We start from the raw sequence: 21899 nt of genomic DNA on the forward strand, positions 1-21899 counted from the left end.
AAGTGAAGTAAATTTCCATTCCCGCTCATCTTGGAACATCCCCCGTACTTTCCCGAACATTTGAACTTTAACCATATCCACTACATTTGCCCGATTGGACCATCTGTTCTTGTAAACCTCTGTCTAAAAAAGGGTAAAATGTAGCGGTCTAAGCCAAATCTACCTGCATTATATCCAGCAACCAAAATAAAGATTGTCCATAAAAGCATTTGCGGATTGACGCTTATCGTCCCACTAAACAAGAAGGAGAAATTCATAATTGCTCCCATTAAAGCAGCAAAAGTTGTAAAGATTCCAAGGATTAATGCCATACCAACAAGTACTTCTCCCCACATCACCAAATAGCTAAATAATCCAGCATTCGGAATGGCGATAGCTTCTAAAAAGTTTGCCCACCACGTCTGAACAGCAGCATTTTCACCTGTTGCATTCGCAACTGCACCGTGTAAATATCCACTGGCATCAAACCCGCCGCCCGTTACTTTGCCCCAGCCACTCGTCAACCATTTATAGCCTAAATATAATCTCATTAACAATAAAGCAAACGCTGCAATTTTACTGTCTCTTAAAAATCGAACAAACATTTTATCTACCCCCTTCTTTCTATATTTTGTGTATTAATCATCCCGTATTCAAGAAAGTTTTTACTGTTAATTAAAGGAGGGCAGTGAAAACAAATCAGAATTAATCGAAATCGTTTTCAGCTTTATGGCCTTCCTCAGAACTGGCCCCATATCTTTGTTTTCAAAAAGAAAAAAGATGGAATGTGATCCCATCCATCCTTTGCTACCAAAGTACTTCCGTAATGATATTCGAAAAAAGATTTGTATCGATATTACAGCTTTCTGCATCTATTCCATACTGCCAACCGCCAACTTTTGAATTTTCTGGAGCTTCTGGTTCGTATTCTGGAGCGTTAGACTGTGAAGTAATTCCGATATTTGGAGACGCTGTCCAAATATACGTTTGCTCACCAATATGGCTATTACTTTGAGCAGCTTCATTAAAGGCTTTAGTTAAATCGGCTTCTGCATCAAAAATACCGTATATCCCTGATTCATACTTTGAGTCAAACATAACCTCTGACCAACCCCTTATGAATTCCGAGTCAACAGGGTAATTCGGTTCAATATCAGCAAATAGTGCTACTCCTTCAGGAACAGCATACTCTTCCGCCTTAGCAATAGCTTGTTCGGCCTCACTTCGTCCATTTTCATATCCTCTTGCATCCTCAAAGTGATTCCAAATCAGCAGAATCTCGATATCATTTGAGTGAAGAAGCTCAATCTCATCGGCAGTAAGTCCTTCTGAAACTCCGTCTTTCTCCCCTAAATATCTTCCCCATATAAGAGGATCACCGAAATTTTCTTTTACACAAGCCAGCATTTCTGAATTAGTATGGCTTGCTGAATCAACACCCCAAACGATTTCATCATTTGAGGTGTCGCTGCTAGCACTCGCATCATCACCATTACTGTTATTAGATGAGCCTCCATCTTCATGACTGGAATTTGAGCTTTGTCCCTCTACATGATTGCCAATCTCATTTGTTACTTTTACATCAACATTTATTTCTATATTATTGCTAACGTTATTATCAACTTTATTTTTTTCACCATTCTTCACATTATTATCAATTGAATTATTAACTTCTGCATTTTCTCCATTTATATTGTTTTCAACATTATTTGTAACCGTACTATCTCCACTTTCCCCAGCGCCACTCATTTCCGTTTCATCAGCCGAAACTGTACTTGATGCCGGTTCAGATAAACTTGGACCCATAAGCGAGAAAGAAAATACCGCGATGACAACGATGAAGAATGCTGTAACTACGAGAGGTATTAATTTCTCTTTTACCATACCATTCCCTCCTTGTCTTTTCGCAACATCATATGCGACAAGGGATATGACCGTATGGGCTTGTGAAAAATTGGCAATCTACGAAAAAAAGAAATTGTCCCAGAAGCTTAATTTTTTGATGCTCTCTATAAAAATGATTGGTTTCTACTTCAGGTGGCTCTTTTTTGTGAGTGGGCACTAGCTCTATCAATCGATATTAAGTTCGGGAGCCAAGAACCGAATAGGAAACCTTAACAAAAGTAAGAAGCATTGAGAAAAAAAGAGAAACATCCATTTTATGGATCGAATAATACCAAAATTTAACACAAAAAAAGAAAGCTGATGTCAAAAGTCGTTTTTAATGACCTTTTTGACACAGCTTTTTAATGATAATAAACTAATTTATCGTTTCTTCTCGTGTTGCCTCTCTTTCTTCAAGCCAAATTTTGATATGAGTAAAAATGGAAAACAGCAAGAAAAAATTCATCGCCCAGACACTTATAAACGGCGCCATTCCTCCGAATTCAATTGAATGGTAACCTTTTAAAAGCAACACAATATATGATTCAATAAACACGAGAACAAAACCCCCGACACCAGCAGCAACGATTCTAATCACGCCATGATCCCTCCCCCATATAAAATGCAAAAATATTTACACATAATCACCACTTAATTATGACAATCATGTGAATAAATGTTCAAGTTCAACAATTTTTAATTTAAATATGTTATTATATATTTTTTATACCTGAATTATAAATGCAATAACCATTAATTACAATTAAAACGTATTTAAAAGCAGCAAAAAGGACATCAACATAATATTGATGTCCTTTTCACCTATTCACATCTTTTCAATTAACGGCTTCCGCCTCTCATTGTACCTGAGGGAGCATTAACATTTCTTCTTCCGTTCGTGCCAGGGTCAATTCCATCGGCACCACGATTATTATCAATTAAATCCGTGTTTAAATTATGATTTGTATCAAACACACCGTTGTTTGTCCGGTTGTTTACATCATTGAATATCCCACGGTTATTGTCATTTGAGCGGAATCGTACCGGTTCAACCCCATTATTTCGGCGATTTCCATCAAACACGCCTGTATCATCTTGTCGATCATATCTTACGGGGCTATAGTTTACACCATCATCATCATTCATTCTGTTGTTATTTACTCCACAAGCACCAAGAATACCTACAGATAAAGTAGCCGAGATTGCTGTTAAAAGAAGCTTTTTTTTCATGGAATAGAATCCTCCTGTTATATGAAATTGACCCTCTTAACCAACGCTAAAGCAATCGGTTTTAGCTTTCGTTTTTCTGATTATCCTCTTTTGTACCGGAGTAGGGATTCGATGTTGACGAAGTGCTGTTTTTCTTAATGAACTCTTCAGCAAACTCCGCCGTCAACATTTGCTTCAGCGGTGGAAATGACATTTTTTTCATGCCTTGTTTAAAAGATTCCACCTTTCCTCCGTTCATTTCTGTATTGTTTCTACGAAACATTACGGTTGCAAATGCAGCAGCTCCACTAAGCGCTAAAAAAATCCAGCCACTTCTATTTCTGTTTCTTGGCTTTATGAATGATCGAATGACATTTTTCTGACCCATTCTTGAAAAAAACTTGCTAAATGGCTTTGTATTCATAAATCTTCCTCCTTAAAATGGGAAAAGAAGAACCTCATCGAGAGAAAATCAATTCTCTCTGTTATAGAATGAATAATCGACAATGTTTTTATGTACATTAGACGTTATCTCTTTTTACCATTATTAACAGATAAACTTTGGAGCACAGTATTGATAATCCAACAAAATAAATAAACGTTTGAATCAAGAATTTGGTAACTTTCAATTAAAAAACCATGAAAACATCTGATTCCAGATGTCTCATGGTTTCAATGAAATGTGTATAATATATTGTTATGCTTTCTGACCGAAGCATTTTATACATTGGCTTTGTGTATGAATCAGTTAAAGCAGTTGATTAGTGAAAAGGCATTTGGTTAAAAAGGTTGCCTTCTTTCCTTTAAATGTTCTAAAAAAGTAATAAATAAGGGTTTTCTAAGTATGTGCAAATGCACTGTAAGAATTCTGCTGCTAGGGCGCCATCCACTACTTGATGATCGAATGTTAAGCTTAGTGGAAGCTCTTGCTGTTCAACAATTTCCTTATTGCCACTGAAGGCAAGCTTGCGGTCGATGGCACCGACACCTAAAATACCGATTTCCGGCGTATTTAAAATTGGTGTAAAATATTCGATTCCTGCATACCCTAAGTTTGAAATCGTAAAGGTCGAACCTGTAAGTAAATCGCTGCTCAGTGTATGGCTTCGTGCACCACTTATCAGAGTTGTTATATTTTCTGCAAGTTTCGTTAATGTTTTGTTCGCTGCGTCTTTCACGACGGGAACGATTAAACCTTCATCAACGGCAACAGCCATGCCGATATGAATATCTTCGTGAACAACATGCTCGCCATTGGCATAGGAGGCATTCATTTCCGGAAAATCTTTTAATGCGAGAACAACTGCACGAGCTAGCAGCGTGTTGATGCTTAATTGACCTGAAAGACGATCACCTAGCTTCGCCTTCATATCTGTTCGGAATGTCATCAACGGTGAAACATTCGCTTTACGGTGCAATGTCACTTGCGCCGTTTGCTGCAAACTATTATGCATGCGTTTCGCGATGACTTTACGCATACCAGATAAGCCCTGACCAGCATTAGTATTGGTTGCTGCAGAAGCAGCTTTCACAGTAAGTACAAAGTTTTCAACATCGTGGCGAGTTATGCGGCCATTGCCGCCAGTACCGGTAATTTCTGAATAATCTATGCCTCGCTCTGCGGCAATTTTACGCGCAATTGGCGTAATAAAGATGCGTTCAACTTCTTTATTCCTGGGAGAAGCGGTTACTTGTACCTCTCGCTGTATTTGACCTTCAGTAAGTGCAGGTTCTTTGGCAGGGGCAGATGCCTCCGCTACCTTCTCACTCAATTCACCAATACATCCGATTGGCTCTTTACAAGGGATTTGCCCCAGTTCCTCAACAAAAATTTTTAGCAGGATGCCATCTTCCGGCGCCTCAACATCATGCGTTAGTTTTTCGGAGCTAATTGTGCAAACAATGTCACCCTTTTTTACGGCATCGCCTTCTTTTTTATACCATGATTCGACGGTTCCTTCCGTCATCGTTAAACCAAGTTTTGGCATTAATATGTTTGTTGCCACTGTCATCACCACCTTATGATTTTTTTAAGTCAGCAATCAGTTCATCTGCTAAATCGAATACTTTATCGGCATTTGGAATGTACAGCTGCTCTAAGTTAGAGGCGAATGGCACCGGTGTATTCGGTGCGCATATACATTTAATTGGGCCATCTAAGTAATCGAATGCTTTATCTGCCACGACCGAAGAAATATCTGTTGCCGTGTTATTATGCGGGTTTGCTTCATCAATAATTATGAGGCGGCCCGTTTTCTTTACGGAATTTATAATCGTCTCTTGATCCCAAGGAGCCACTGTTACAAGGTCAATAACTTCAACGTCCACACCATCTGCTTCTAATTTTTCAGCAACTTCAAGCGCAACATAAAGCATTTTACCTATTGTAACAATTGTTAAATCAGAACCGGCCTTCTTCACCTTTGCTTTACCGATTTCCACAGTGTAATATTCTTCTGGCACCTCTTCTTTAATACCGTATAATGTTTTATCCTCAAAGAACATCACAATATTATCATCCTCGATTGCTGCATTTAAAAGACCTTTTGCATCATATGGATTCGATGGGACAACAACCTTAATACCAGGAATTGAGCCAAGCAATCCGTAGTAGGAGCCGGAGTGCTGTGCAGCTGCCGAAGCACCTGCACCATGACACGTACGCACGGTCAGTGGAATTTTTGCTTTACCGCCAAACATATAGCGCATTTTCGAACCTTGCGCGAGTAATGTATCGAAGCAGAAGCCGATGAAGTCATTGAACATTAATTCTGGTACAGGGCGCAGTCCAGTTGCCGCCGCACCTACGGCAGCCCCCATGTAACCCATTTCAGAAATTGGTGTATCGATGACGCGCTCACGACCATACTTTTCTACTAAGCCTTTTGTGACCCCAAATACGCCGCCCCAAGCACCTTCATTGCCTAAGTGTTCGATTGTTGCACCACCTGCAACGTCCTCACCGAGTAAAATAACACGCTCATCGCGCTCCATTGATTGATCCATTGCCTCATTGATTGCCTTCATAAATGTAATTTTTCTTGTCATCATCCTTCACTCCTTTTATTAGTCTGCATATACATCTTCGTACAAAGCCTCTGGTCGTGGAATTGGACTTCCCTGCGCAAATTGAATCGCTTTCGCAATAGCCTTTACCGAATTCGCTTCAATTTCATCGGCTTGCTCCTTTGTTAAAAGCTTTAAGGCAATGGCCTCTTTACGGAATAACTGAATACAATCTAAATCCGCCCGCTCTTTTTCCGGTCCTTCTTTCGCTTTATATTTTTGCTCATCCCCTTCGAAATGACCGTATTTACGGTAAGTTAAGCATTCAATAATCGTTGGACCTTCACCTTTTCGTGCACGGTCAATTGCTTCACCAGCTGTTTTATAAACCTCCATTAAATCCATGCCATCAACTGAAATACCTGGAATATCGTACGCTAAACTGCGCTGTGCGATCGTTTTAGAAGCTGAGGAGTAGCTTTGTGGTGTTGCTTCTGCGAATAAATTATTCTCACAAACGAAAATGACAGGCAGCTTCCAAATCGCCGCTAAGTTAATACCTTCATGAAATGTGCCTTCATTGGCTGCACCATCACCGAAGAAACATACAACAACGTTATCTGTTTTCAAATATTTGTTGCGAAGACCCGCCCCGACTGCTATCGGAAAACCACCACCAACCATACCATTGGCACCGAGCATTCCTTTATCGATATCAGCGATGTGCATAGAGCCACCCTTTCCTTTGCAAAGACCTGTTTCCTTTCCGTAAATTTCAGCCATCATGCCATTGAGATCGCATCCCTTTGCAATACAGTGCCCATGCCCGCGATGTGTACTTGTAATATAATCCGCATCTGTTAAATGCGCGCAAACGCCTGTCGCAACAGCTTCTTCACCTGCATATAAATGGACGAATCCAGGAATTTCACCGCTTGTAAAAATACGATGTACTTCATCCTCAAAGTTACGAATATCATTCATTTTTTCATAAATCCAGGCGGCTTTCTTCATATCTAAGTTTTGCATGATAAATCCTCCTCGTATAATATGTTTAGGGCCTACGTACATGTGGCCCAGACTTCTTTTAACTTTTGAATCAAGTAAGCAACGTACTTTGATGCTCCGAGAGCCTCTGCACAATGATTAAATTTACACGCTGAAAAGGAACGTGAATATGTCAGCCTAAACACCAATAAACCTTATTTAAATTCAGCAATTAACACTTTATTGCAAATTTAGTTTCGTGCTGCCACTTTTCTAAATTTTGCGAATCATTTAGTGTTTGATATACCGCAGGTCTTTTTATTAGCTGTGAATGGCCTTTGAAATGAGACTATTAGTCACCTCACCGGTTAATTCAGACAAAGTAGGGTGGGCAAATGTCAGATTTGCCAGTTCGTTGACGCGGCCCTCCGATTGCTTAACCGCAAGAAGCGTGTGGATTGTTTCTGTTGCATGACTGCCAACAATAACCGCACCAAGTATTTCATTGTATTTTTTCTCAGAAATGATTTTGACAAAACCATCGGTTTCATTTGTTGCAATCGCCTTCCCCATCATGCTATAAGGGAGCTTGCTGACTTTGACATCATAGCCGTTCCGCTTTGCTTCTGCTTCACTAAGACCAAAGCTTGCGACCTCTGGATTGGTGTAAATACATCGAGGAATGGTTGCCTGGTTCAGTGGTTCCTGCGGAATGCCCGTCATATGCGCTACTGCTTTTAATCCTTCTGCACTTGCTGCATGAGCAAGCATATAGCCGCCGATCATGTCACCAATTGCGTAAATGCCTTTTTGTGATGTTTCATAATGTTTATTTACTTTCACGAATTGTCCTGTCTCATCAAGCGTTAGTCCAATCTCTCGTGGTAACGCTAGGTTTGCCTTTCGACCTGTCGCAAGAAGCAGTTTTTCAAATGGTATAGTTTTACCAGACTGTAGCTCTACCGAATTCTTTGTAACCCTTTGAATATTCACTTTTGTTTCCACAACTATCCCTAAATGTTGCAGCTTCTTTTTAAGAATTGCACTTACCTCCGGATCCTCTGTTAATAAAATGTCCTCAGCAACCTCTAATATCGTCACACTTACATTAAGCGGGGCCACTGCAAAGGCAAGCTCTACCGCAATGACACCGCCACCAATAATGACAAGCTGTTTTGGTAGCTTTCTCAGTTCGAAAAAAGTATTTGTAGTTAAATACTCAACCTCTTCAATACCTACTATTGGTGGCACGAATGGACTACTGCCGGTAGCCAGTAAAATATTTTTAGCCCTTATGCTCTCGTTATTAACCGTCACCGTTTTTCCTGCAATGCTCGCTTCACCTTTAAAGTAAGCGATTTCATTTTGTTTAAATAAATGATTGATTCCACCCTGCAGTGCGCTTACAACCTTGTCTTTTCGACGTACGAGTTTTGGAAAATCGATCACTTCTACCGAACTTTGAATACCAAATTGATTGGCTTCTCTTATCGATAACAACCACTCTGCGTGCTTCAAATAGGCCTTTGATGGAATACAGCCAACGTTTAAACAGGCACCGCCGATTTGTTCGCGCTCGACTACCACTACACTTTGACCGAGTTGAGCAGCTTTGATGGCTGAAACGTAGCCACCAGGACCAGCACCGATAACAACTAAATCAAATTGTTTCACCAATTTCCCCCCATTCTTCTTTATTCAACCTACACCATAATTTATAGCAAGTTCCGTGCCAACATATAAAATGGTGAAATAATGCCATTTTAAAGAGAGGATAATATAAAAATGCTACAAACTTTGCAACAGTTTGTAGCGTTTTGTAGTAGGATCATTTTAAGTTGTACTTTTTCATCTTACGGTAAAGGGTGCTTCTAGCAATGCCAAGCTCCTCTGAGGTTCGTGAAATATTGTATTGATGGCGTTCTAGTACTTCTTCAATCTCTTGCTGCTCATGAGAAACAGGTACTATATGATGTTGCAAGCACTCACCTGTTTCACTGAAAACGGAGCCAATTTCGATTAATTCCTGAATGTTTGAAATTGTTGGTGTGTCCTGCTCATAATACAAATACAATCGTTCTAAGAAATTGTTCAGTTCACGAATGTTGCCATACCAGTTATACTCTTTCGCTACCTTGTATGCAGTGCTCATCCAATGTGGATGCCATTGTCGCTTGTCGCAATAATCTTGCATTAGTGCATAAATATCCTCCTTGCGCTCCCGAAGCGGAGGGATATTGAGGGGACAGACATATAGTCGATAAAATAAATCGAGCCGGAATTTGTTCTCTTGAACTAGCTCTTTTAAATTCCTATTGCTTGCGGTTACGATTCGAAACGATACATTCTTTGCCTTTGTGCTACCGAGCGGTGTCACTTTTTTTTCTTCAAGTACACGGAGAAGGGCTGCCTGCATCCGCAATGACATGCAATCGACCTCATCGAAAAACAATGTGCCCTCATGTGCCTGCAAAATTTTCCCTTGGTAACCTTTATTACTTGCACCGGTAAACGCACCGGGCGCAAAGCCAAAAAGTTCACTCTCCAATAAGTTTTCACTGATTGCGCCGCAGTTAATGGCAACCAACGGGCCGCTTGAAGCAGGACTATTTTTATGAATCGTTTCAGCAATTACTTCTTTCCCGCTGCCTGATTCACCATGAATATGAATCGGCAACATACTTGCTGCTGCCTTTACTACTTGACTCATAAAATGAAGGTAATCTACATTTTTTGAAGGGACTCCAGAATAATAGTAATTTTTTCGCTTCTGCGGTGCTTGTAAAATTGGATAATAATAACCAATCAGCCGCCCATCAAACATAATGATTTCGGGTAATTCATGAATAAATTGCGAAGTAAGCAGTTCCTGTATATTACGTCCAGCCCATTCATCCTCATCGAGCATGAGCTCCTTTGAAATCGTTATAATTTGCTCGTGTTCATTGCAGACAATGCCTGGGCGTGTCATTTTATATGCATAGTCGAGGAGCTGCCTATGAATCGTTAAATAGTCATTATACAGCTTCTCCGAAATGGTATTCGCTAATAACTGCAAAAATAAATGAACTTCCACCTGTGTTGCTGAATTGTTTAAATGCGAGGAAATGTCAATCACAGCACAAATATCTCCAAATTCATTATGAATCGGAGCCGCTGTGCATTCCCACTCATGCGAGGAAATGGCGTAATGCTCGTAGCCGCGCAAGGTCGTCACGTCACCAGTTTGCAAAGCAAGAGAAATCGCGTTTGTGCCGACATCGTCTTCATGCCAGCGATTGCCCTCAGCAAAAGAAATTTCATTCGCCAAGCTTTTTGTTCCCTCATACCCATCACGCCAAATAATGTAACCATCAACATCTGTTAAAATGAAGATCGGCATCTTCAATTGAAAATATTGGTGATACTTTTTAAGCTCCTTCTCAACAAGCTCAATAATGCGCTTATTTTTTTGTTGCTTTTCCTTTAGTTTTGATTTCGAGATAATCGTAAAACTCCTTCTTCTATATGGATCAACATTTTGATCGCGGCAACGCAGCCATGAGTGCGCTACATTATTAGGAAGGATTTTTAGATCGACCGAGCCATCGGCTACAAAACTTTTCCAAATATGTTCCTTTAAATCCATTGCACTTCCCCCTTGTGCGGTAATGCTGTGTTTCAAAGGCAAAATTTCTTTATCATTACTATTCTACAAGATCAGCCATCTGCTAATCCATATTTATCTGAAATTTTCCATTATTATAAAACTTGGTTCTATCGGAAAAATTAATGTTGAAGTTGCTGGAAGTAAAAAAGGAGTGAATGGGGTAGGTGACAAAATGGGAATGGATCTGTGACTACCTTCCCATTTGCTTTTCATACTTACTCTTCTTTATTTCTGAGCAAATTTGTACTAGATTGTTTTTGCTCTTTGCCTATTTTCTTGGCTTTTTTTTCAACCATATTAAAATGTTGGAAAGGGTTCCTCCCACTTACCTTAATAAACGTCATTTTACTTTGATAATCACCTTCATACCCATCATTTGAATCCCAAATAAAAAAACCTGTACAAAATAAATTCTACACAGGTTTACTAATTTCCTATCAGTTTGTCAACAGTCCCAGTATGACGGTTTACACCGCAGAATAGTTTGGTATTGACGTTTCATTTGTTAAAGTACATTCATGGATCGTTATTTCAGGACGACTTCCAATTCGAATATTTACTCCTGTCTGCCCGAGCCCTTCACTAATGTAAAAAGGCTTATTATCATACATCTGTAATCCTTTTATCATATTCATCCGAACCAGTTTACCCATTTTGATAAGATGATAAGCTTTCGGATAACAAATTTGTCCCCCATGAAAATGACCAGCCAACAAATAATCAAAATGATACTGCTTCATTTGAAGGACAATATTGGGATCATGGGTCAATACTAGATTATAGCCTGGCTTCACCCCACGATAAGAAGTCTCTAAATCACTGCGTTTCGTACTATAATCATCAATTCCAATTATATTAACTCTGCGACCATCCACAAGCACTTCAACATGTTCATTTCTTAATACACGGCAATGAAATTGTTCAAGTGTATCGACTAAAGCATGCAAATTTTCACCCTTTAACACATAATCATGATTTCCTAGCACAGCAAAAATTCCATATTTAGGATTCAATATATTTAATACATGCAAATAAGGGATTAGCTTCGGAATCGTCCATTTTCGATCTAAAAAATCACCTGTAAGAGCGATCAGGTCATACCGTTCTTCTTTAACCTTCTGATAAAGCTCCTCAGGAGAAATTGATATATTTTCCAAATGCAAATCAGAAAGATGTAACACTCTGAGCACCGGACTTCTCTCGATTCCAAAAGCGATGTTCATCTTTTTAACAGCGACATCTTTTGTATTTTGATAGGCTTTATACATATAAAAAATGATCATAACTAGCAAGACTGACAGAAATAGAAGCTTCATTACCTCTCTCCCTTCCTTCAACAAATTATACATGAAAGAAGAGAGAAATTTGCTAGTAATTGATGGAATAAATGGTGCTAACCTTTCAGTTTTTTATATTCTTCAATAAAATAAACCGGATCTTTTGGAACGGTGTATGAAAACACTCCTTGATTAGTATGTAAATACAGCATGCCTGCAGCAGAAGAAAAAAGCCTAAAAGACATATCATGTACATCATTTACAAGAAAGACATGTTCTCGGGTAATAATTCTATCCTCATATAGGTGAAGGTGTTCTCGATATTCCTTTGTTATTTGTTCGTTATTTTCAATAGCTCTCTCTACCCTAACATAAGGATGAGAAATGATTCTTTTCACCTTTCTTCCCACTTTCGTCATAAATTTCTTTTATAAAACTATACCTTTTTTTAACTGCAATTGTCCAAAAATGGATGGCAAACCCCTATAAATCCTTCAAAAAATGAATGAAACACAAGAAACCTTTACAGCCATGGAATTTTCCCTCATTCTTAAGAGCGGAGCAAACGATAAAGAAAGAAGCTCATGGTGCCCTTAGCGGAGGAAGAAAAACTATCTTATGAAGCCTTGGCTAACTGCTCTAGACATGCCCCAGCAACAGAAAAAGCACCATTCTCGACAGAATAGTGCTCCCATTCATATAAATTTAATTAAGAATGCTTCCCAGGGTTGTTGATAACCTCTAGAACACGAGTAGTTTGTTCCATGTCACTCTTGCAAATAGGACAAGTCGGGACCGCGCCGCTCTTAAAATTATCACGTACCCAACACTTACAATCATCAGCCTTGCAAACCCATATTTTTGTTTCCTCAGTAACTATTTCCTCTTGATTTCTTCTACCAAAGCTCATTCATCTCACTCCTAAAATTAGGGTAGATCCCTTTTAAAGAAAGCAAAGGGAAAAGTTATCGCAAAATAAAAAAACACCATTACAAAAAGTTAAAAAATAAGATAACTTTTCATAATAAATGAAATAAAAATAAAATGCAACATTTAATACCATGATAACATATTTTTTTCAATCTGTATAGTCTTTAAATCGTAATGAGATGGTAAAAAATTTTTTACACAAAAAATAATTTTATTGTCGTACATGCCTTCTAGCCTGAATAAAATGAGTACAAGCGTTTCTCTCTAAAACTCGCATAGGAGGTAGCAACTAATGACGATTTTTATTAGCTATATTTTCCTCGGATTATCACTAGCAGCCCCAATCGGACCTGTAAATGCTGCACAAATGGAAAAAGGAATTAAGCATGGATTTTTAAATGCATGGATATTGGGAATTGGTTCTGTTTTAGCGGACATCGTATATATGATGACAGTGTTCTTGGGTGTTGGACACTTTATTCAAATACCAATAGTGAAAGCTTTTTTGTGGTCATTTGGTTTTTTCGTCCTCATTTATACCGGAATCGAGGGTTTAGCAAACGCAGGAAAGATTCATCTTTCTCAGCAAAGAGAAAGTGAATCACTATGGAAATCTTTTTTTACAGGCTTTCTAATGTCTATCTCCAACCCGTTAACAATCCTTTTTTGGTTAGGAATTTACGGTTCTGTTTTGGCAAAAACAGCAGCCTTATATGCCTCTGAAGATCTTTTGATTTACAGCAGTGCGATTATATTAGGGCTTGTTATTTGGGATATTACAATGGCGCTTGTCGCCAGCAGCGCCAAAAAACTATTATCTACAAAAACACTGACATTAATTGCTGTTATTTCTTCCATTTCGCTCATCGGATTCGGGCTATACTTTGGTTTTGAAGCATTCAAAATCCTTTTTTAGCTTCCATTCACCTTGATAACAGTAAAATGAGGTGATTTAAGCCTTTTCAGTTTTACTCTGTCAAATAGTAGGGTAAAATATGAAAGGTATGACAAACGTCGAAAGCGACGCTAATATTGAGAGGATTGAACAAAAGATGGAGATTAAATCACACACAATTGAACTGGTAGAGGATCCGTTTGGTATTTTATCAGGAAACCGCTATGAACTTTTTTTACATATAGAAATACCAGAAGATGATGAACTCTTCTCAGAAAAGGGATTAAAAATTAAAGTTTTATTAATTGAAGATGAAAAAGGGTATCATCTTTCTCATTATCACATTATTGAGGCCATTACTGACCGTATTCTTGATTTTGAACTAGACGAGGATGAGGAACAGTTAATTGAAGCGTACTGCATCGAGCAAGCAAAAGAATATCAAAACGCAAAAGAATAGAGAGCAGCAAAGCTCCCTATTCTTCTTTATTTGCTTCATCAATAATATGGTACATAAGATGTGCAAGATGGTGGATGGGACCATAATCTTCTTCTTCTTCTTCAGCTTCATCCTGAAATTCCAGATCATTTAAATGTAAAGCTACAAATTGATAAAAATCCTTTAATTGAAATCCATAACAGCCACTTGGCTCTTCGTACTCGTCCTCATAATGGAGAACTAAATAGGATTCTTTTCCGTCTTTATCGACTGCATCAAAATAAACAAAAAAGCCTATATTTGTATCAAGTTCAAATAAATGCCGCGTTCCTCCTTCTGTCACCTTTGAAAAATCAGATTCTGATAGCTTCTGGACAGTCATCGCATCCACTTGATCTTCTTTATGAAATTGCACAGTAAATGTTTTCATTGATTCACTCCTATTCTTGAGAATACTCTATATATGTGTGGAGAATAAATATCCACTCCCTAATACTACTAGGATTCCAATTACTCCCCATAAATATTTCAAAAGTCTCACTCCTATATTTTATTATTCTCCAATGACAGAATAAAAAGGCTGATTTATACTTTTGTTAATATGTACAAACCTACATAATAAAAACAAATGAGGTGATCGCTTTATGAAAATAAGAAAAAATTATGTAAACGGGGAAGCACAAAAGGTTTATATTTATGAAAATAAAAAAGAGGAATACATTCTTGTTGCGATACCCGAAATCAATTGGAGTATTTCCTTCACATATGACGAAGATTTAGTTGAAGAAAAAATTCACAGCACATTATTACAAACAGTAGACGTGGAGCGAGCGAATGAAATCAGTAAAAAAATCACACAATGGACGAGAGAAATGTGAGAACAATTTTAAAAGGAGTCCACACTAATGGACTCCCCTCATATTTGACTGTTACGCTTTAGTAACGTTAACAGCTTGTGGTCCGCGTTGACCTTCTTCAATGTCGAAAGTAACCTCTTGACCCTCTTCTAGGGTTTTAAACCCTTCACTTTGGATAGCAGAGTAATGAACGAATACATCTTCTCCACCTTCAACTTCGATAAATCCAAAGCCCTTTTCTGAGTTAAACCATTTTACTTTACCAGTTGCCATTCTAATCCTCCTAAAAATTCAAAAGCATTTGATGATAACTAACGTATCACATCTATAGTTTGCCTAAAAATTAGATTTTAAATCCATATTTTATATATTTTTATCCAAAAAAATGGAGGAATCTTTATTTTGCCTCTAATAACTTTTCAGCTGCATCAACTGTATGCTTTAACAGCATTGAAATCGTAACAGGGCCCACGCCGCCTGGAACTGGTGTAATCGCTGAGGATTTCTGATAACAAGATTCATATTCTACATCACCAACATTACCAGGGTTATAACCTGCATCCAATACAACCGCGCCCTCTTTTAACCAATTCCCTTTAATAAATTCAGGTTTACCGACGGCAGCAACGACAATATCAGCTTGCTTAACAATTTCCGGCAAATTGACTGTACGAGAATGACAGGTGGTCACAGTTGCATTCATATTCAGAAGCAGCGCAGAAACTGGCTTCCCAAGGATCGGGCTTCTTCCTACGACAACAGCATGTTTGCCCTCTGCCTCAATATTATAATATTTCATAATTCGAACGATAGCTGCAGGGGTGCAGGATGGATAGAGCCCAAAACCTAACGCTGTTTGTCCATAGCCCCAGCTCGTCACTCCATCTACGTCTTTTTCAAGAGCGATGGCTTCAAACGCTGCTCTTTCATCTATATGTGACGGCACAGGATGCTGCAGCAGAATTCCATGAACAGTCGGATCATTATTTAGTTCATGTATCGTCTGAAGTAATTCATCCGTGGTGGTTTCTTTCGGAAGGTGGATTCTTTGTGAGTGAATACCTAATCGCTCACATGCGTTTCCTTTCATTCTTACATATGTAGCAGAAGACGGATCATCCCCAACTAATATGGTCGCCAAGCTGGGGATAATACCATCTTCCTTTAATACAGCAATTCTAGGTTTAAGCCCTTCTTTCACATCGTTTGCAACTTTTTGTCCGTCTAAAATCAATTTTTCATCCATGTATATACCTCCTCTGAGATAAAGATTATGTAATTTATTGCCCAGACGACCGGCTATACATAGACGTAGCTTCCTTGTGGTTGATTCCACCTTTGTCGTCAGTCACTACGATTTTTAAGAAAAAAACAAGTTCATGAAGATAATGCACCTAAATCCCCCTTTATTATAGCAGAAAACACATATATTACAATGAAGTTCTCATTATAATGTTCGGTTAATAACATTAACATTCTTTAAATGTTACTTAGCGGAAAAATGTACTCATCTTCTAAGCATATTATCTGCCAACATCATCGAAAAAATTAGAAAAGACAACAACGCTTCGTTGTTGTCTTGAATGATATATTTAAGGTTCTATCTGACGATCCAGATTAACCTTTTTAATGATAGTTTCTGAATCATCATGTATATCTGAACTACTTTTTGTCTCACAACTAGCAGCCATAGGTTTAACAAAAGCTTTGACCTAAAACAACGAAAGCCCTGCCTCTCTTTCATCAATACGGTTCCTTGACCGCGCCTTTAAGAATTAGGATTTCAAAAGTTCAAGTGCAAAGATAATAGTATTCAATTTCACATCTCCTAAATCTGTCCATTTTTTCTCTGAACAATGGGTAATATCATAATGAAAAAATCATGTTGGATCCACTTCATAACACTTCAAGTGAAATGACCATTTTAGCAATCAAATAACACTTGACTCAACTTAGTGTAGATAATTTAATGAAAGAAGCGAAGCTAAAAAAGAAGGGAGTTTTGAGGGTAACCTTGCAGCCATAGGTTCGATGTTCTTCTTTAAAAACTTATTGGATAAAATCTCTTACCCACTGAGGAAATTCCATTTCTAAAAGAAAAGTACTTATCCGTATTACCTTTTCACTCAATACCTTAAAATATATCTAAACATCATCATATAATGATATACATTTTTTGTCAACCTTTCATAATTTAGTGGGAAACCATAATCTTTAACAATAAAAAAGACTATACCTGAATGCCCCCTATGAGGAGAAAACAAAGGATTTTTTCGCAATGTTCTCACCTGTGCAATCACACTATATTCTAGTTGCCAGAGTGCGGCTATGAGAGGACTGCAGTTAATCTTAGCAGCTTACGATAGAGAAAGTCATACGTATAAAAGCATTTTTCTAGAGATTCTCAATTAAAAACAAGACAATTCCAGCAAAAATTGTCTTGTTTTTAACGATTGTTATTTTTGTAAATCGACAGGAACTGCTGCATCTACTAAAGCTGCATCCAGCTCATTCTGATAAATTTCCTTTACCTCTTCTGTCCATGCAAAATAATTCGCCATATAATCAATCACATTTTGTTTGTACGTATGGACTAATGAAATATCGAACAAAATTGCTCCTGTTCTCCGGTTAAAGAAATCGACCGGTGTAAAGACCATTTCTTGTTCAAGAGCATAATGCAGCTTGGCAAAGAGAGTAATAGGCAAGCGATATTCCTGTGCATTCTCGCCATTCTGCGCAATAATTTCATACAGATATTTCACATTTGAACCGTATTTGGATGCTAAATGTCTTGCTTCCTCCTCAGATAATCCAACTTTTTCTCCTGCTTCAACTTGTTCAGATACAAATTGTTCAAAGCGAGCCGCACCACCTACATCGCCACCAGAAATCGGCAAGTGCTTCGTTTGACAGCTCGCAAAAGCTTGGTTGTATTCATCGTGTAATTTCTGCGCAAGTACATCGGTAATCATTTCAGCCATTTTACGATAACCAGTGAGCTTTCCTCCCGCGATTGTAATCAACCCAGATGGAGATTCCCAAATCTCATCCTTTCGAGAAATTTCGGAAGGGTCCTTCCCTTCTTTCCAGATTAAAGGACGAACTCCTGCCCAACTTGACTCAATATCATTCTCAGTAATCTTCACATCGGGAAACATATAATGAATGGATTTCAAAATATAGTCTCGATCTTCAGAGCTCATTTTTGGAATGGCTGCGTCCTGATCATAAAAAGTATCCGTTGTCCCGACATACGCTTTTCCTTCTCTAGGAATCGCAAAAACCATTCTTCCATCTGGTGTATCAAAGTAAACAGCTTGTTTTAATGGGAATTTTGATTGATCGATGACAACGTGGACACCTTTCGTAAGACGCAATACCTTGCCTGTTTTGGATTGGTCTTTTTCACGAATTTGATCCACCCACGGCCCTGCTGCATTGACGATTTTTTTTGCCATAATTTCATATTCTTCTCCAGTGATTCTATCCTGCACAACAACACCGGAGACTTTACCGTCTTTATACAACAAATTTTCCACTTTAGAATAATTGAGCGCAATTGCTCCCTTTTGAATGGCGGCTTTCATAACTTCAATCGTTAATCTCGCATCATCAGTACGATACTCCACATAAACACCGCCACCTTTTAAATCTTCTTTCTTAACTAGCGGCTCTTTTTTCAGCGTTTCATTTGCGTCCAACATCACTCGACGCTCACTTCGTTTCACTCCTGCTAAAAAGTCATATATCCGTAGACCAATTGAAGTTGAAAGCTTGCCGAATGTTCCCCCTTTATGAAATGGCAATAACATCCATTCAGGTGTTGTCACATGTGGTCCATTTTCATAAACAACTGCCCTTTCTTTCCCAACTTCAGCCACCATTTTCACTTCAAACTGCTTTAAATAACGCAGGCCACCATGGACAAGTTTGGTGGAACGACTTGAGGTTCCAGCGGCAAAATCCTGCATCTCTACAAGAGCAATTTTCATTCCGCGGGTAGCAGCATCAAGCGCAATACCGGCTCCAGTAATCCCCCCACCAATAACGAGAACATCAAACTCCGTATTCTTTAATTGCGCAACCATACTTGCTCTATTCTTGTTTGAAAAATTCATCACATTATCCCCTTTATGAGCATATTATCATTCATCATTAATACATTGACATGCTTTAAGTAGTATTAATTACTGTTAATTAATTGAAACTCGAACGTAGATACAAAAAAGAGAGACCACAAGCAACACTATCCAAGACGATAATGTTTCGTGGTCTCTCCATTTCTCCTACCGAACTATTAACTTAATTCCATCTTACCATAGATCATTTTTTTTTGCACCTGTTTTACTTTAGCCAATTTTGCCATAACTCTATTTTAGAGGTCGTAATTGCAGTTGCCCCTGCCTCAAGTGCATTCTCGACCTCTTTCCGTGTACGAATTAAACCTCCAGCAAAAATCGGTGTATTTAATCGCTCTTTTACTTCTTTAATCATCCACGGCATTGCGCCAGGTAACACTTCTATATAATCCGGCTTCGTTTTTTCAACTAAACGATAGCTCTTTTCAAGGGCGTGAGAATCCAGTAAAAATACCCTTTGAACTGCCAGTACCCCCTTTTGTTTTGCTTTTAATATGACGTTTGACTTCGTTGAGATGATCCCGAATGGTTTATATTCCTGACAAATGTACTCAGTCGCATAATCATCATTTTTGATCCCATGAATCATATCCATATGGTAAATCACTTGTTTGCCTTTCTGTTTGGCCATTTGACTGATATTTTTCAATTGAGCGATATGAACTTCGAGCATGACTCCAATTTCATAAGGGCTTTTCAAAAATAATTCAAATTCTTTCATACTTGTTGAAGCTGGTAAAATTTTTTGATTCACGATTCTATCCCCAATACTGCTTTTTCATATACTTTAAGGTTTGCGTAAACGATTTCTAAAATAGGAGTTTTAATGTTTTCGGCCTGCGCTTGCTTAAGCAAATACAAAAAGAAATGATCTGCCTCTGTTTGCAATCCTTTTTGCATATCACGCTGCATGGATGATTTCATTTCATAACCCATTTCTTTAATTTTCGCTAACTGAGATGGTATTTGCTTCTGGTCTATAGGCGCTCCCATTTTTTCCATAATCGCCACTACTTCAGTTACAATTCCAGCCAGCACGGCAAAGCCACTTTTCGTCGCACGAATAGGACCAATTGGTGCCCTCATTAATGTTGTTGCCCCAGAAAGTGAAGAAATGAACAAGTATTTTTGCCACATCTCTTTTAGAATTTCCTCACTGTATATAAAATTAGCTTTCGTCATGGAAAAGCTTTGACATAATTGTTGGATTCTCTCTGTATTTTTTCCCGTTCGCTCTCCAAACACTAAATTATGTATCGGACTTGTCTGGATAACTGTGCCATTTTCATCTAAAGTTGATTCGACAAAACAGAGGCCACCAAGTACCGGTCCTTCTCCAAATTCATCAATTAACTGATCAAGATGAGAAATTCCATTTAATAAAGGCAAAATCATTGTCTCTTTTTCCACATATGGACGAATATCCTTAATAACAGCTTGTAAATGATAAGCCTTAGTTGATACGAGAATCACATCGTATGTTTGCGGTTTTTCACCACTAACAATTAATTTTGGTGTTAAATGGACATCTCCATGTACGCTCTGAATTCTCAACCCTGTCTCTTCAAGCTGTTTTTTTCGCTTTTCTCGTACTAGAAAAGTCACATCTTCTCCTTTTTCTAAAAGCCTACCTCCAAAATATCCACCAACTGCTCCTGCTCCGACTACTAATATTTTCAATTTCCTCTCCCCTTTTACAACGCTTCCTTGCTATTAGTTTAACATATCACGTCAAAAAGTCGGTATAGCCAAACGAGCTACCTACACCGACTATTCACGCATTTTTTAAGCTTCTTTTTTCTTTTTTGCTGTTGCCTTTTTCTTTTTTGCTGTAGTACCTTTCGGTTTCGTTCTATCAATAGAAGCTTGAAGTGCGGCCATCAGATCCGTCACATTAGATTTTTTCTCCTTTTCATTTGGAGTAACAATTTCCTTTCCAGTCCTTTTTGATTCAATCAGCTCTAAAAGGGCTGTGCGATAGTCATCCGTATATTTATCCGGTTCAAAGTCATTCGTTAATTGATCAATTAAAAGGATTGCGGTACTTAATTCTTTTTCTGATACTTTCTCCTCCTGTGGGACATTGGGAACATCCCCGGCAGAGCGAACCTCATCGGGAAAATGAAGAGTTTCCATTACCAATGTATTTTCGTATACACGAATAACAGCCAACTGTTCTTTAGAACGAATAATAATTTTGGCAAGCCCTACCTTTTCTGACTCTCCCAGCGCTTTCCGAAGAAGGGAGTACGCTTTCCCGCCCCCTTCACTCGGGGACATAAAATAGCTGCGATTATAAAAGATCGGATCGATTTGTTCCATTTTAATAAAATCAATAATTTCAACCGCTTTATCCTCTTTTTCTTTTTTTAAACTTTCAAGCTCCTCATCATCAAGTACAACAAATTTCCCTTTTGTATACTCGTAGGCTTTAACAATGTCTTCATTCTTTATTTCTACTTCACAAACAGGACAAACCTTTTCATATTTAATCGGTGAATGACATTCCTTGTGCAAATTTCGGAGCTTGATATCTTTATCTTCTGTTGCAGCATGAAGCTTTATCGGGATATTGACTAAACCAAAGCTTATACTTCCTTTCCATATTGTATGCATCAGCATGACTCCAATCTTTTTTTGCCATT

At 38.3% G+C, this 21899-nt stretch carries 23 protein-coding genes and 1 riboswitch; of the genes, 3 read left to right on the plus strand and 20 right to left on the minus strand.

Going from position 1 to position 21899, the window contains the following annotated elements:
• Window positions 1-80: 80 nt before the first annotated feature.
• The 13 genes from FCJ93_RS05650 to FCJ93_RS05710 all read right to left on the minus strand — a co-directional run bounded on the left by FCJ93_RS05650 (window position 81) and on the right by FCJ93_RS05710 (window position 12901).
• On the minus strand, window positions 81-584 hold the full coding sequence (locus FCJ93_RS05650; protein ID WP_095306364.1) for a DoxX family protein: 504 nt from the start codon (window positions 582-584) through the stop codon (window positions 81-83).
• A 202-nt stretch (window positions 585-786) separates the two neighbouring features.
• Entirely contained in the window at window positions 787-1863 is a 1077-nt protein-coding gene (locus FCJ93_RS05655; protein ID WP_095306365.1) for a glycoside hydrolase domain-containing protein, read from the minus strand.
• A 376-nt stretch (window positions 1864-2239) separates the two neighbouring features.
• Window positions 2240-2461: a hypothetical protein gene (locus FCJ93_RS05660; protein ID WP_095306366.1), complete on the minus strand. Its 222-nt coding sequence runs from the start codon at window positions 2459-2461 to the stop codon at window positions 2240-2242.
• A 242-nt stretch (window positions 2462-2703) separates the two neighbouring features.
• Window positions 2704-3093: a hypothetical protein gene (locus tag FCJ93_RS05665; protein ID WP_137743114.1), complete on the minus strand. Its 390-nt coding sequence runs from the start codon at window positions 3091-3093 to the stop codon at window positions 2704-2706.
• A gap of 61 nt (window positions 3094-3154) precedes the next feature.
• The gene (locus FCJ93_RS05670) at window positions 3155-3496 is read right to left on the minus strand and encodes a hypothetical protein (protein WP_137743115.1); all 342 of its coding nucleotides are present in this window, start codon (window positions 3494-3496) and stop codon (window positions 3155-3157) included.
• A 388-nt stretch (window positions 3497-3884) separates the two neighbouring features.
• Complete coding sequence (locus FCJ93_RS05675; RefSeq protein WP_095306369.1) at window positions 3885-5078, minus strand: dihydrolipoamide acetyltransferase family protein; 1194 nt, start codon at window positions 5076-5078, stop codon at window positions 3885-3887.
• Window positions 5079-5091: 13 nt separating this feature from the next.
• On the minus strand, window positions 5092-6123 hold the full coding sequence (locus FCJ93_RS05680) for an alpha-ketoacid dehydrogenase subunit beta (RefSeq protein WP_444544516.1): 1032 nt from the start codon (window positions 6121-6123) through the stop codon (window positions 5092-5094).
• 15 nt (window positions 6124-6138) lie between these two features.
• Entirely contained in the window at window positions 6139-7107 is a 969-nt protein-coding gene (locus FCJ93_RS05685; RefSeq protein WP_095306371.1) for a thiamine pyrophosphate-dependent dehydrogenase E1 component subunit alpha, read from the minus strand.
• A gap of 279 nt (window positions 7108-7386) precedes the next feature.
• Window positions 7387-8742, minus strand: a complete 1356-nt coding sequence (gene lpdA / locus FCJ93_RS05690) for a dihydrolipoyl dehydrogenase (RefSeq protein ID WP_211344087.1) — start codon at window positions 8740-8742, stop codon at window positions 7387-7389.
• 151 nt (window positions 8743-8893) lie between these two features.
• Window positions 8894-10693, minus strand: a complete 1800-nt coding sequence (locus FCJ93_RS05695) for a sigma-54-dependent Fis family transcriptional regulator (RefSeq protein WP_095306373.1) — start codon at window positions 10691-10693, stop codon at window positions 8894-8896.
• A gap of 488 nt (window positions 10694-11181) precedes the next feature.
• Entirely contained in the window at window positions 11182-12030 is an 849-nt protein-coding gene (locus FCJ93_RS05700; RefSeq protein WP_095306374.1) for a metallophosphoesterase, read from the minus strand.
• A 77-nt stretch (window positions 12031-12107) separates the two neighbouring features.
• Entirely contained in the window at window positions 12108-12389 is a 282-nt protein-coding gene (locus FCJ93_RS05705; RefSeq protein WP_095306375.1) for a hypothetical protein, read from the minus strand.
• Window positions 12390-12700: 311 nt separating this feature from the next.
• A complete protein-coding gene (locus tag FCJ93_RS05710; RefSeq protein ID WP_137743116.1) occupies window positions 12701-12901 on the minus strand; it encodes a cold-shock protein in 201 nt (66 codons plus the stop codon).
• 312 nt (window positions 12902-13213) lie between these two features.
• Between FCJ93_RS05710 and FCJ93_RS05715 the strand changes: the two genes are divergently transcribed.
• Entirely contained in the window at window positions 13214-13837 is a 624-nt protein-coding gene (locus tag FCJ93_RS05715; RefSeq protein WP_095306377.1) for a LysE family transporter, read from the plus strand.
• A gap of 79 nt (window positions 13838-13916) precedes the next feature.
• Window positions 13917-14276: a DUF6509 family protein gene (locus FCJ93_RS05720; protein WP_235879426.1), complete on the plus strand. Its 360-nt coding sequence runs from the start codon at window positions 13917-13919 to the stop codon at window positions 14274-14276.
• A 16-nt stretch (window positions 14277-14292) separates the two neighbouring features.
• Here FCJ93_RS05720 and FCJ93_RS05725 read toward each other — a convergent pair whose 3' ends face one another.
• A complete protein-coding gene (locus FCJ93_RS05725; protein ID WP_137743117.1) occupies window positions 14293-14685 on the minus strand; it encodes a cytosolic protein in 393 nt (130 codons plus the stop codon).
• Between the two features lie 214 nt (window positions 14686-14899).
• On the opposite strand from FCJ93_RS05725, the gene FCJ93_RS05730 reads away from it, so the two are divergent.
• On the plus strand, window positions 14900-15133 hold the full coding sequence (locus FCJ93_RS05730) for a YueH family protein (RefSeq protein ID WP_095306379.1): 234 nt from the start codon (window positions 14900-14902) through the stop codon (window positions 15131-15133).
• 51 nt (window positions 15134-15184) lie between these two features.
• Here the strand turns inward: FCJ93_RS05730 and FCJ93_RS05735 are convergent, their stop codons facing one another.
• The 6 genes from FCJ93_RS05735 to ku all read right to left on the minus strand — a co-directional run bounded on the left by FCJ93_RS05735 (window position 15185) and on the right by ku (window position 21870).
• Window positions 15185-15385, minus strand: coding sequence for a cold-shock protein (locus FCJ93_RS05735; protein ID WP_095306380.1), 201 nt, complete (start codon window positions 15383-15385; stop codon window positions 15185-15187).
• A gap of 124 nt (window positions 15386-15509) precedes the next feature.
• Window positions 15510-16358, minus strand: coding sequence for a bifunctional 5,10-methylenetetrahydrofolate dehydrogenase/5,10-methenyltetrahydrofolate cyclohydrolase (locus FCJ93_RS05740; RefSeq protein ID WP_095306381.1), 849 nt, complete (start codon window positions 16356-16358; stop codon window positions 15510-15512).
• Window positions 16359-16390: 32 nt separating this feature from the next.
• A riboswitch (ZMP/ZTP riboswitch) is annotated at window positions 16391-16474 on the minus strand.
• Window positions 16475-17568: 1094 nt separating this feature from the next.
• Window positions 17569-19233 carry a glycerol-3-phosphate dehydrogenase/oxidase gene (locus FCJ93_RS05745; RefSeq protein WP_137743118.1) on the minus strand — a complete coding sequence of 555 codons (1665 nt, stop codon included), beginning with the start codon at window positions 19231-19233 and terminating at the stop codon, window positions 17569-17571.
• Between the two features lie 226 nt (window positions 19234-19459).
• On the minus strand, window positions 19460-20008 hold the full coding sequence (locus FCJ93_RS05750; protein WP_095306383.1) for a glycerol-3-phosphate responsive antiterminator: 549 nt from the start codon (window positions 20006-20008) through the stop codon (window positions 19460-19462).
• The gene (locus FCJ93_RS05755) at window positions 20005-20934 is read right to left on the minus strand and encodes a ketopantoate reductase family protein (protein WP_095306384.1); all 930 of its coding nucleotides are present in this window, start codon (window positions 20932-20934) and stop codon (window positions 20005-20007) included. The genes FCJ93_RS05750 and FCJ93_RS05755 overlap by 4 nt, the downstream gene beginning before the upstream one ends.
• Before the next feature lie 105 nt (window positions 20935-21039).
• The gene (gene ku, locus FCJ93_RS05760; RefSeq protein WP_095306385.1) at window positions 21040-21870 is read right to left on the minus strand and encodes a non-homologous end joining protein Ku; all 831 of its coding nucleotides are present in this window, start codon (window positions 21868-21870) and stop codon (window positions 21040-21042) included.
• Window positions 21871-21899: the final 29 nt, after the last annotated feature.

The organism is Robertmurraya siralis (assembly GCF_005502275.1).
Classification (GTDB): domain Bacteria; phylum Bacillota; class Bacilli; order Bacillales; family Cytobacillaceae; genus Robertmurraya; species Robertmurraya siralis.